This is a genomic window from Pseudomonas sp. TWR1-1-4 (assembly GCF_049897165.1).
GTDB classification, from domain to species: Bacteria; Pseudomonadota; Gammaproteobacteria; order Pseudomonadales; family Pseudomonadaceae; genus Aquipseudomonas; species Aquipseudomonas canadensis.
Genome location: NZ_JAFCVS010000007.1, coordinates 446,959 through 460,041, shown reverse-complemented (window position 1 = coordinate 460,041; position 13,083 = coordinate 446,959). Strand labels below are relative to the sequence as shown.

6 protein-coding genes are annotated in these 13,083 nt (G+C 59.9%); 3 read left to right on the top strand and 3 right to left on the bottom strand.

What is annotated here, in order from left to right; all coding sequences use genetic code 11:
* Positions 1 to 89: 89 nt before the first annotated feature.
* On the top strand, positions 90 to 1,220 hold the full coding sequence (locus ACP7C6_RS24135; RefSeq protein ID WP_426109325.1) for an OpgC family protein: 1,131 nt from the start codon (positions 90 to 92) through the stop codon (positions 1,218 to 1,220).
* A 39-nt stretch (positions 1,221 to 1,259) separates the two neighbouring features.
* Here the strand turns inward: ACP7C6_RS24135 and ACP7C6_RS24130 are convergent, their stop codons facing one another.
* Entirely contained in the window at positions 1,260 to 2,678 is a 1,419-nt protein-coding gene (locus tag ACP7C6_RS24130) for an amino acid permease (RefSeq protein ID WP_353631768.1), read from the bottom strand.
* A 639-nt stretch (positions 2,679 to 3,317) separates the two neighbouring features.
* Between ACP7C6_RS24130 and ACP7C6_RS24125 the strand changes: the two genes are divergently transcribed.
* A complete protein-coding gene (locus tag ACP7C6_RS24125; protein WP_426109324.1) occupies positions 3,318 to 6,401 on the top strand; it encodes a transglycosylase domain-containing protein in 3,084 nt (1,027 codons plus the stop codon).
* Between the two features lie 132 nt (positions 6,402 to 6,533).
* Positions 6,534 to 11,411 carry a hypothetical protein gene (locus ACP7C6_RS24120; RefSeq protein WP_426109323.1) on the top strand — a complete coding sequence of 1,626 codons (4,878 nt, stop codon included), beginning with the start codon at positions 6,534 to 6,536 and terminating at the stop codon, positions 11,409 to 11,411.
* A 212-nt stretch (positions 11,412 to 11,623) separates the two neighbouring features.
* Here ACP7C6_RS24120 and ACP7C6_RS24115 read toward each other — a convergent pair whose 3' ends face one another.
* Positions 11,624 to 12,058 (bottom strand): hypothetical protein, encoded by a 435-nt coding sequence (locus tag ACP7C6_RS24115; RefSeq protein WP_426109322.1) that lies wholly within the window; start codon positions 12,056 to 12,058, stop codon positions 11,624 to 11,626.
* Between the two features lie 48 nt (positions 12,059 to 12,106).
* Complete coding sequence (locus ACP7C6_RS24110; protein ID WP_311894739.1) at positions 12,107 to 13,078, bottom strand: fimbrial protein; 972 nt, start codon at positions 13,076 to 13,078, stop codon at positions 12,107 to 12,109.
* Between the last annotated feature and the right edge of the window lie 5 nt (positions 13,079 to 13,083).

The window sequence follows — 13,083 nt, the reverse complement described above, 5'->3', positions numbered from 1 at the left end:
CGCCAACCTGCGCCCGCCCGACGTGCGGCGTACGACAACACCCGCGTTCGCCTGTCATTACTAAACCCTTCGTACAAGAGCCCGCTGCCATGCTGAACGGACGCGACCCACGCATCGATTTTTTTCGGGGCCTGGCGTTGATCTTCATTTTCTGGGATCACGTCCCCCACAACCCCCTCGGCCAGATCACCCTGCGCAACATCGGATTCAGCGATGCGGCGGAGGTGTTTGTGTTCCTCGCCGGTTACGCCGCCGTACTGGCCTACGGCAAGATCCTGCAACGCGACGGCTACTGGATTGCCTCACTGAAAATCCTGCGTCGTACCTGGGTGTTGTACGTGGTGCATATCTTCTTGCTGGCGATGCTGATGGGCATCGTGTTCTTCGCCAATAGCCATGTCGAAACCCGCGACCTTGTCGAGGAGATGGGACTGACGCACTTCGTTACCCATCCGCAACAGGCCCTGACAGATGAGTTGCTGCTGCGCTTCAAGCCCAACCTGATGGACCCGTTGCCGCTGTATATCGTGCTGCTGGCCGGCTTGCCGCTGGTGTTGCCACTGATGCTGCGCACGACCTGGATGGTAGTGGTCGGGTCAGCAACGATTTACCTGTTGGCCCCCTGGATGGGTTGGAACTTAAGGGCCATTGCCGATGGCGTGTGGTACTTCAACCCGGTCACCTGGCAATTTTTGTTTGTGCTGGGCGGCGCGGCGGCTATCCATGCGGGGAAGACACGTCCTGTGGACACTCGCCCGCTCCTGCACCGCCCCCTGTTCGTGGTGGCGGCTCTGTACGTGATGGCCGCGGGGATCCTGACGCTATCGTGGCGCTGGCCAGAGGTGCATGACGCTTGGATGCCCGCGCAGCTCAGCGACTGGCTCTACCCCATCAGCAAGACTGACCTGTCACCCGTGCGCCTGCTGCACTTCCTCGCGTTGGCCTATGTGACGGCAAAGTTGCTGCCGAGTCGTGCGTGGACCGAAAACGGGTTGGCGCAGCACACCTGTCGCATGGGCCGTTACTCGCTGGAAGTGTTTTGCCTTGGCGTGGTGCTCGCGCCACTCGCGGACATGATCAATGCCTTGGCAGGCGATGCATTCGCCATGCAAATACTGACGGCAGTTGCTGGCGCGGCATTGATGGTGATGCTGGCTGCGTGGCTGGAATTCAACAAACGACTGGATCAGTCGCTCAAATTGGCGGCACAGCCGCAGTAGGCAGCATGGCCCGTTGCGCGCAACGGGCCATTCCCAGTATCAGGCCGAACGCGCCGAAGGCGAGGCCAGGTTGGTGGGTTGCAGCTTGAACACGTAGAACAACACCGTCAGCAGCACCAGGAACGCCGGCCCCACATACAGCGCCACTCGGGTATCCGGGAAGTACGCCATCAGGCCAACTACCAGCACCAGGAATGCCAGCGCCAGGTAGGAACTGACCGGGAACAACCACATGCGGTACTTGAGCCCTGCCCGTTCGGCCGGGCTCAGGCCCTTACGGAACTTGAGCTGGGCCAGCAGGATCATCAGCCAGGTCCAGATTGCGCCGAAGGTGGCGATGGACGTCACCCATACGAAGACTTTCTCCGGCACCCAGTAGTTGAGCAACACGCCCAGCAGCAACGCAAAAATCGACAGCAGCAGTGCCTTGCGCGGTACGCCATTGCTCGACGTCCTGGCGAAGGTCGCTGGTGCCTGGCCGTTCTGCGCCAGGCTGTAGAGCATGCGCCCAGTGCTGAAGATGCCACCGTTGCAGGACGACAGTGCCGCAGTGATCACCACAAAGTTGATGATACCGGCGGCGGTCTTGATGCCCAGGCGCTCGAACGTCATCACGAATGGGCTGCCCTGGGTGCCGATTTCATTCCAGGGATAGATCGACAGAATCACGAACAATGCGCCCACGTAGAACAGCAGAATGCGCCAGAACACCGAGCCGATGGCACTCGGAATGGTCTTCTGCGGGTTCTTCGCTTCACCGGCAGTGAGGCCGATCATCTCCACACCCAGGTAGGCGAACATCACCATTTGCAAGGACATCAATACGCCTTGCACGCCATTGGGCATAAAGCCGCCATGGGCCCACAAGTTGGAAATACCCAGCGCCACGCCGTCATTGCCAAAGCCGAACGCAATAATGCCGACGCCGCCGATCACCATCGCAATGATGGTGACGATCTTGATCAGCGCGAACCAGAACTCGAACTCACCAAAGGCCTTGACCGCGATCAGGTTGATGCTGCCCATGCTGATCAGCGCCGCCAGGGCCCAGATCCAGCGCGGCGTGTCGGGGAACCACACGCCCATGTACACGGCCACGGCGGTGATTTCCGCCACGCAGGTCACCAGCCACAGGAACCAATAGTTCCAGCCGGTCAGAAAGCCCGCCAACGGGCCGAGATAGTCTTGGGCGTAACGGCTGAACGAGCCGGCGACGGGGTTGTGCACCGCCATTTCGCCAAGGGCGCGCATGATCACCAGGATCGCCAGGCCGCCAATGATGTAGGAAAGCATGATCGCCGGGCCGGCCATTTCAATGGCCTTGGCCGAGCCCAGGAACAGGCCAACACCGATGCAGGCGCCGAGAGCCATCAGGCGAATATGCCGTTCGCCCAGTTCACGTTTCAGCGGGCCGCCCTGAGCGGTCTCGCCATGGGGCAGGTGGTTGCCAACTGGCATAAGGGTACAACCTCGTCTTGTTATTGGATTGAGCCACTGGGTGCCGGAGGTCATGACGGGTCGGTCATGACGCCTTTACACCGGGCTCGCCTCATGGGCCAGCCCTTCTGGCGGGGCCAGATCAGCGGGGGTGCAGTATAAAAAGCTCAACCCAGGGATTTTCACTCAATAAACGGCAAGATTCAGCGAGAAGTCTCGGCAAAAGCCGCTTTTTCGGAGGAGCTTTACCTGGACAGCGTAGGAATCGTCGCCGATAAACGGGCGCCGAGTATTGCACAGCTAGGGTGCAGCGTCATTGCAACGGCCGCCACGTCTCACCACCACCCTTGCCACAATGTTGTGTCGAAGAACAGGCGCCTGGCCATGCCCGCTGGTTTCGAGCTGTCGTACATCAGTGCCAGCAAGCCATCCGCCAAATTGCCGCCCTGCAAAAAACCACCGTACTGACGGGCTGCGTTCACGTGGCGGTAAACAGTGTTCCTCCAGACCACACGCTGACTGGAGACCCGTTCCCCCATAAATGGACCAAAGCCTCAAACAGCAAATCCGCTAGGCGCAAGACAAATTCCTTGACCACGCCCAGCAGCGTCTAAGCTTTCACATACGTCCGATCAATCTGCGTGAATGGATCAATCGACTATGGGCGCTTTATGGCAAACCGATTCGAACAGGGCTGCGTTAGCAACCGACAGCCCGGATCAACCGCCGTTGCCACAAAGCCCCCGCTCGCGAAGGCTGTGGTGGCGGCTGGTGTGGCTGATACTGTTGATCGCCCTGGCAGCGCTGTGCTGGGCCGCCAGTCAGGAAATGCGCACCTCCCGCCTGCAGGCCGAGTACCTCAGCCCGTTGGCGGCGGCGCTGAGCTATGAGGTCACACCCGGCACCAGCGAGGCCGTGGTTTATCCGGGCGATGGTCCCTTCGACAAGCGCCTGGGCTACAGCGACCTGGATGAGTTCCTGCCGCGCCTGCTCAAGCGCAACTACCTGGTCCAGGCACAGGCGCGCTTCTCACCGGCGTTGATGGATTACGCGCAGCGGGGGCTGTTCGTGCCCTACGCAGAAAAAGTCCAGGCCGGCCTGAGCATCACCGATTGCCGCGCTACGCCGCTGTACAGTTTCACCTACCCGCAACAGCTCTATGCCAACTTCGCCGCGATCCCGCCGCTGGTGGTGCAAAGCCTGCTGTTTATCGAAGACCGCGACCTGCTGGACCCCAAGCAACCCATGGCCAATCCGGCGGTCGACTGGCCGCGCTTTGCCAAAGCGGCCTGGTCGCAGGTGGCCAAACTGCTGCATTTGCCCGGGCAAACCGCCGGTGGCAGTACCCTGGCCACGCAGCTCGAAAAGTACCGCCATTCGCCCGATGGCCTGACGCTGTCCGGTGGCGAAAAAATCCGCCAGATGCTTTCCGCCAGCGTCAGGGCTTACCAGGCCGGGCCCAATACCTTGGGCAGCCGGGAAAATATCCTGCGTGATTACCTCAACAGCGTGCCGCTGTCGGCGGTGCCTGGGCACGGTGAAGTACACGGCCTGGCCGAGGGGTTGCGGGTGTGGTTCGGCGCAGACTTCAATCAGGTCAACCGCGCCTTGAGTGACACCGAGCAAGACCCGAAGCGCCTGGCCGAACGCGGGCTGGCGCTGCGCCAAGTGCTGGCGTTGATGATCGCCCAGCGTCGCCCCTCCCACTACCTCAACAAGGGCCGCGAGGAGCTGGCGCAATTGACCGACAGCCATATCCGCCTGCTGACGCAGAACGGCATCCTCCCGGCCGGTTTATCCTCCGCCGCCCTCGCCAGCCACCTGGGCTACCGCGATTGGCAGCAGCAGCCGACGATCCAACCGGTGGAAACAGACAAAGCGATCAACGTCGCCCGCAGCCGCCTGGCCAGCCTGCTCAACCGCTCGCTGTATGACCTCGACCGCCTCGACCTGTCGGCCACCAGTACCCTGCAATCGGCGCTGCAACGCCAGACTACCGATTACCTCAAGCACCTCGCCGACCCGACGTTCGCCGCAAAAATGGGCCTGCTCGGCCCGCGCCTGCTCACGCCGCAAAGCACGCCTCAGGTGCGTTATAGCTTCACCCTGTTCGAACTCACGCCCGACGGCGCACGCGTGCGGGTGCAAACCGACAACACCGACCAGCCGTTCGATATCAACGAAGGCAGCAAGCTAGAACTGGGTTCCACCGCCAAGCTGCGGGTGCTGACCACTTACCTGCAAATCATCAACGAACTGCATGAGCGCTACAGTGCAAAAACACCCGCCGAGTTGAAAAGAGTCGAAGTGCCCGAGCAAGACCCACTGTCGCGCTGGGCGCTGGATTATCTGCTGCGCAACAGCGACCGCGACCTGTCGAAGATGCTCGATGCCGCTCTCAACCGCACGTATTCCGCCAGCCCCGGCGAAGCATTTTTCACCGGCGGCGGCCTACACCGCTTTCATAACTTTCGCAACGAAGATAACAGCCGCAACCCGACCCTGCGCGATGCCCTGCGCGAGTCGATCAACCTGCCGTTCATTCGCCTGATGCGCGACCTGGTGCGCTACACCACCTACTCCGGCGAAGACAACAGCGCGCGCCTGCTCAAGGACGACAACGACCCGCGCCGCCAGGAATACCTGGCCAAATTCGCCGACCACGAAGGCACCGCGTTCCTGCTCAAGTTCTGGAAAAAATACCGCAACAAGGACACCCAGACGCGCCTCGACACGTTCATGGACAGCCTGCACCCCACCGCGATTCGCCTGGCGGCGGTGCACCGCTACCTGTTGCCCCAGGCTAGCCAGGAGAGTTTCAATCGCTTCGTACGTTCACACCTGAAAAACGCCGAAAAACTCACCGATGCACGTCTGCAAACGCTCTACCAAAGCTACGGCCCCGGCGCCTACGACCTGCCGGACCAAGGCTATATCGCCAAGGTGCATCCGCTGGACTTGTGGCTGCTGGGCTATTTGCTCAACCACCCTGAAGCGACCTTTGGCGAGGTGGTCAAGGCCAGCGAATTCGAGCGCCAGGAAGTCTACAGCTGGCTGTTCAAAAGTCGCCATCAGAGCGCCCGTGACAGCCGGATTCGCACCATGCTGGAGATCGAAGCGTTCCTGGAAATCCATGAGCGCTGGAAGGCCGTGGGTTACCCGTTCGACCATTTGGTACCGTCACTGGCCACTGCCATCGGCAGCTCAGGCGACCGCCCCGCTGCGCTCGCCGAACTGATGGGGATTATCCTCAACGATGGTGTGCGCCTGCCGGTACTGCGTATCGACAGCCTGCAGTTTGCCGAGGGCACCCCCTATGAAACGCGTGTGATCAACGCCCCGAATCGCGGGAAGCGCGTGATCTCCAGCGAAGTCGCCAGCGCCTTGCGCGGAGCGCTGTCGCAAGTAGTGGACGCGGGCACGGCCAAACGCGTGGCCGGCAGCTTCACGCTGGCGGACGGCACACCGCTGGCCATGGGTGGCAAGACCGGCACCGGCGATAACCGCATCCAAGCCATGAGTACCGGCGGGCACATTCTCAATTCCAAATCCATCAACCGCACGGCAACCTTTGTGTTCTACATCGGCGAACACCACTTCGGCACACTGACCGCCTTTGTGCCGGGCACCTCCGCCCAGCACTTCACCTTCACGTCGGCGTTGCCGGTACAGGTGCTCAAAGGGATGGCTCCGATTCTCTACCCACTACTGCAACCTCGGGGTTCCGCCACGTGCCTGCGGTAAGAGGAAGGGATCACGTAGTGCTTATTTAGACCTGGCGCTCGCTCGACGCCGATTAGTCTGGGCATCAGCGTGCGGCCCCTTCCCTGATACCGGCCTGCACGATTCCCCCTATCGCGACAGGAAACCCGCGCTATGCCTTCACAACCCCAACCTTCAACCGAAGACCTGATACGCCGTGCTTCAGTGTGTGTCACCGCCATCGAGCACCTGCTGGACGCACAGCCAGACCTGACAACGGTCATGGCCACCGAACTGCGCCAGGCATTGGCAAAACATGTGCCTGCCAGTACGCCGAACCCGGATACGGTTTATCTCAACGAGTACGTTTACGACACTGCGTCGCAGGCAGATCAAGACAGCACCGCACGGACACCCCGCATCACCCGCGCACGCAACCTGACCCAGGTGCTTCAAGAGACGATTGCCACCCAAAACATGCCAACCGCGCTGACCAAGGAGCCGGAGACCGGCGCCATCAACCAGGCAGTCGGATTCTATGCAAATGCCAACGGCGCCGGCCGCAGCAATGAGATGGCGTCGTTGGAAGTCGCTGCAGTCAATCAGTTGATCAGCGATCTGCAACTCAACTGCCAGACGCTGTACTTGAACAGTCTCAGGGCGTTCTGGTCATCGCCCCACGCGAGTACGGGTGCACTGAGTGTCCTGGAGGCTGTGAGTCAAAAGCAGCGTGAGGTATTTACGCTGGAGGCGGACCTGAAACTGCAGGATGCTCGGCAACAGCTCAGCCAAGCCGAGCAAACCCTAAAGAAAACGCCTGAGGATACCCACGCGCAAGCGGCCGTCACCACGGCCCAGTCACACCTGGAGGTGGTGATCGAAGGCCGACAATTGATCGAAAACTGCGTGCTCCATGAAACCACGAACAACGCCACACCGCCGCTCATACTCGGCCTCACGCTGGAATTGACCGACCAGCCTGAATGGGCCGCACCACTCAATGGCTGCTTCGTACTCACCGAGCACCTGCATGGGACACGACCGACCGTCCTGTATACCCCGCAATTCGGCGTTGAGTTCTTCATGAATTTCTCCACCCTGGAAAATACCTTGCGCCTACGCCTGGTGAGAAGCGACGAAAGAACCGTGCTGCTCGCCAACATCCTCGCCAGCGAACGCTCCGCTGCCACCGACGCGTTAAGAAGTCGGCAGGCACTCACCTATCCCTCGATCACCGGCCCGGTATTCAGTGCATGTCTGCACGCCCAACGTCGCCAGCAAGAGGCCGATATCGAACAGGCCTTCGGTGCGTCCCACACCACGTTCGAAACCCTGGCAGCCAGCGTACGGACCACCCTGGCACTGCCCCTCAAGGGCAACCCTGGGCTGATCGCCCGCATGCCCGAATCGCCCGACCTGACACGCGCCTCTCCCGTCCCACTGACCTTGCCGGACGTTGGGCAACAAACGCACCTGATACAACAGTGGAACTCTCTTAACCAACAACTGGACCAGGTACTGGAAAAGGACAAACATCCCTCGCTGGGCGGTGTGCTGACGTCGCTGCTCAAAGAAACCTACCCAGATCTGCCGGCCGACACCGAGTTGCACAGCCTGTATGTCAACCGCTACCTCATTGACAGCGATGGCCTGCGTCATTTTGAGTCTTCCCGCCCATTGCTCGAGGCGGTGTGTACCTTGTTGCTTTGGGACAACCCCGCAGAGCAAGCGTACGAGGATCAAACAGCACAAGAAGAGGGCACCGCCACGCTCGACACGTTCGCCGAAAGCGTCTTCAGCAGCCCGACCGCTTTCAACGAAGTCGACCAGTTGGCCCAGACCGGCACATTGCTGGAACTGGCTCACACCCTACAGACACGACTGGCCGAACAGATCACCACCTATTGGCGTACGCCGATAGCGCCGGATTTGGTCTGCCCACAGGTTCGGCTGATCGATGTCCAGCGCCAGGTCCTGGAGATACAGGCACGCCTGCGCGTGGCCGACAATACCCTGAGCCCACAAGCCAAATTGCTGATTGATCGTGCCCTGCGTTACCCGACCCAGGCCCGACGTGAAGCACGCTTCAGCCATGGCAACCGCCCCGGTGTGTATCAGTTGACCGTCGACACTGGCCCCGCCGCGCGTGCGCGTATGGCCGCCAGCTTCGTTCTGACCCTGGATGACGGCTCCAGCCCTGTCGCTCCCCATTGGCCCCATGGGCACAAAAACCTCAGTACTTACACGGCCGGGGTTGGCGCAGTAGTGCTGTATACCCCGGACATGGGTTTTGAAGAATGTGCGTCCCTGCAAGTCCTGCATGACACGCTGAAAGCCCGCATCAACGCTGGCGAAGACGCCGGCAGGTTGTGTATCAGCGGCTTGCCGCTGGCGGTTCAGCATGGCAAAACCGGGCTGTGGGGCAACGACCTGAGTACCACTTATGCGCCGATAACCGACGACTTCGTGGCTGACGGCATCCAGGCGCTGCTCGACAAACAGCAGTCCGACATCGAGACCATTCTGGGCCTGACGGAGGGCGAATCGGACAATGAAAAAAATGGCCGCGTGGAACTGGCCGAACTGTTGGATTTGGCCGGGCCATTTATGGCGCGCAACCGACTGCTGAAGCATCACTGGCGGCCAGATTGGGAAAAGCGCTTGAGCTCGGCGGACCAGAAGGCTCTGCAAGACCAGGCCGACACCACCCAGGCCAAACAGGATGAACTGACCAAGCAATGGCAAGCGCTTATTCCAACATTGGCCGAGTATGCAAAGCGACAGGTACTGACAAAGATTCGCGCCTTCCTGACCGAAAAAGGCCAGGACTATCCCGAACAGGGCATCGACCCGGACAAGACGATAGTCACCCAGACCACCCGAACACGGGTCGTAGCCGATGGAGGAGGTTTTGGAACTGCGCATACCAGTTCCACGAGCAAGCGGATGAGCCTGACCAACCTGCTGTTGAAAAACACCAAACCCTGGGAAAAGAGCCTCACCTGGGTCGAAAACGACGATCTGGATGCCACACTGACCACCCCCCTAGGGAACTGGGTGCGCGATACGCGTGGGCGTCCCATCACCGTGGACAAACAACGCCTTGAGCTGTGGGTCAAGGACCTGAATGTTGGCCACCAGTACACGCAAAACGTGCTCGAGAAATACCTCGCCCCGCAGGCTACGGCAACCGAGGCCCGCGCCTTGAGACAGGCGTGGCGCGCGAGCCAGGCATCCGTTATTGACTATGCGGCCCTTTCGGCCCGGTTGAATCCTGATATCTACCTCAAGGAAACACACAGTGCCCCCAAGCAAAAGAAAGCAGCCGCTTGGATGGCGGCGGTGCAGGCCGCTCCAAACCCCGCGACACGCCCACGGGTCGACGGGCACGCAGTGATCGCCAATGCACTGATGTTCAACCCTGCCAACAACGCCACCGAAGGCCGTGGTGGACAAACCGTGAATGGCGTTCTGATTCTCTCCACTGCTGCCGATGAGATGCGCGTACTGTATACGCCGCATGCGCCCGACGGTTTGGAGCTAAGGGAACTGGCCAACGAGGCTGAACTGATCCGGCTGATGCAGGGCTCCGCCTGGTTGGATTATCTTCGCGCACACTTACCAGCCGATACACGCTTGATCAATTCGCGCCTGGCCGCACACCAAGGCGATGTCTGGGCCGGGCTGTACCGGCAGAACTATCTTTACCTGCTGAACAAAGCCGACGAGCAAAGCGTGACTAACGAAGAGCTGAACGCCCAGTCCACCCTCAATAAAGTGCTGTTCGGCGTTGAAGTGGCAACCACCGTACTGAGCGGGCTTCCCTGGAGCGGGCAACTGGCCTCTTCAGCCTCCAGGTTCGTCGGCCGGGTCGGGCGCACCACGGTCCATGCCTTGCGCAGCCTGGGGCAAAGCGCGGCGGGCCTTGTCGTACGTCGCGGGCCACGCGCACTCATGCTGTTTGAACTTGCAAAGGCCACCACCACGGTCGCCGGAGTGACGCGCACGGCCAGCCTGGGTATCAAGCCACTGCCCATGCTACTGAGGCCCGCGAGAAGCATACGGCGACCGAACCTGACGAAGTACCAGAATGACTTCCGGCAAGAAAGCACCCGCCTGCTGGTGAAAAATGGCATCCCGCCAGGAGCCGAACTGGCGGAAGGTACAGGTATTTATCGAGTCCCCGGCTCGCCACCCACCTATCTGGTACGCGGCGTCGGTGAAAAGGGCAAAGAGCAGGTGTTTCGCATTCAGAACGCTTTCAACGTCTATGACCGCAATGGCTTGGTCGCCCCCGTACTCACGCCCTCTGGAGGCTTGACCCCGTTCCGGTTGCGGCGCCTGCCGAACAAACAGTGGGAATTGGACACATGGCAACGCGCGCCCGGCGGCGGACCAAAAAGCGACAACAGAGTAATCGAAGCACTTAGAGAATGGGACGCACACGTCAAAGCCAACGCGGCGTTGCCCAACCCGGTCACCACGCTGGACCCAGCCGCTTTTTTCAATAGTCGCAATATCACGTACAACTCGTGGAACAAGTTTGTAAAGTCAGGCGGCACAATTACCGAACGGGGCAAGGCGCGGCTCAATCCTGAGACGTTTAAACACCTGTCAGACAAACTGTTCATGAAATGGGTAAACATGAAGCAGCCGACCAAAGCAGCTGCAGCTGAATTTGCGAAATTACATAACATTCGTCCAGAGCGTATAACCATTTTCGTGGACGCGAAGAAAGGGACGTTGAACAACCTTGGCAAGGCCCGTTTGGACAGACTGACAAAACCCTCCGACGGATTTTTCACCCGCGTCACCGACAAGCATTATCAAGACTGGTATCAGTTGGCCCTTCGACCGGAGAACCAGAACAGTGCAGCGGCCTGGAAATTTGCCGTTGACCGGGGCCTCCACCCCTCTTCCTGGGCCAAATACGTGAAGCCCGACGGCACCTTCAATATGGCTATTCCTACTGTTGCGGACCGCGTCAACCGACTGGGACTTGGCGTCCCGATAGACTTGACGATTCCGGGCCCGTCCAAGCCTCCCGTCTGATCCACAAGGCTGTTGATTGCAGGAGCGAGCTTGCTCGCTCCACGCGGGAAAACCCGAGCTTCACCCTCAAGGCCGAAGGGCCGCAAACGGCTATGCGCACCTACACACCTCGGCGGTTTGACCTGATCATTGATGATGAAACGGCGATCCCGCCATCTCGCGCCGCCAGGCAACTAGCCCCTCTGCCCGTTGGCGGTACTCGGGTAGGGCGGCTACACCTCGGAGTCCAAAATTACCGTGACATTGCCTTCATAGGGGCTGGCGACAGCGGGTTGCAGCATGTCCTCGACATATTCACGGTGGCTGCCGTTGTGGTGCCGGGCAGGCCCAGCAGCAACCCACTTACCAGCGCCGCGCCGGTGAGTTGCATCAGCCTGCTCGGTGTCGAGGTGCTCAAACGCTGTACTCCGTTCATGGGCGCAACGCATCGAAAATAATCTGTACATTGCCAAAATACTGCCGGGCACATAACCGTCATCGGGCTTCAACGCGGCGATTTCCAGCAGCACGCGTTTGCCATTTTTCGCCTCACCTTCCTCCACTACCCGCTGAGGGCTGAGGCCCTGCGCTTGTTGATTGAAGATGACCTTCAGCGCAATCGTGCTGGCACCGTTGGACAGCATCGGCTCGTAGCCAAGGGTGCTCATCGCACTGGCTCCATGCGCATGGGAAGGGGCATCAGCCTAGCGGGAGCGTCAGGGCACGCCCATCACCAGTACACCACTGCCACTGATGGGCCCGGCGGCAGGTAGCGACCCGGGTCTTCGAACAAGCGTAAACGTCACGTCGTCGCCGCCAACACTGTTGGTAATACGGGTGAGGAACGAACCGTTGACTTGAACCGCAGACCCCGCACGAACAAGAGCCGTGCCTACGTCCGGATTGGTCATTGTCAACAGGTGTGTGTTGAACGATGACGGGGTGCCTTTGTAGGAGATGGTTATCGGTGTGGTAATCCCGCCGTCCGGGCATGAGTAGGTGAGCCTGCGGTCACTGCGCACGGTGGTTGTCAACGGGTCGGTGCCTATGGCTCGCTGATGGACATTGCCAAAATTGATTTCGATCGGGTTGTTATTGTTGATCGTGCACGTTGACGGGGAAATGGAGAAATTGTTGGCTGCGGTGTACGTCAGAGCAAGCGTTGAGCTACCGGTATTGTAATTGTTTGTCTGGTCGAGATTTAACCTTCCGAGAACATCCCCTATTCGAATATCGATAGGATTCGTTGGGTTGTTGCGTATCAAAATATAGGGCGTTACATCGACCGGAATGCCTACACCGTTGTTAGGCATAGTCGTGGTTCGGATACCATTCGGAACCGGAGAATTGTAGAAACTTCCGTTTATTCGCAAGCCCGTGCCTTCGCCGGTAAATTTCGGACCCGGCACCCAGGCGGGCCCAACTCTCGCCGACGTTGCCCAGAAGTCGGTGTACCAGGGTTGGCTACCGCCAAAGCCCGAGAATCGACACTCCAGCCTCGCCCCTTCAAGCATGATCCGGGTCCTGTCCGCACTCAGTTGAACGTTAACGGGGACTTGCAGGTTCAGCGTCCCGCCGGCACCTACAAATACCCACGCCCCCCCATTCACTCGGCAATCGGTCGCGCTCGCGGTCGTAGTAACGCCTATCAAGGCGATAAGCCCAAGGACGCCATAAAGTCGTTTCATTTTGA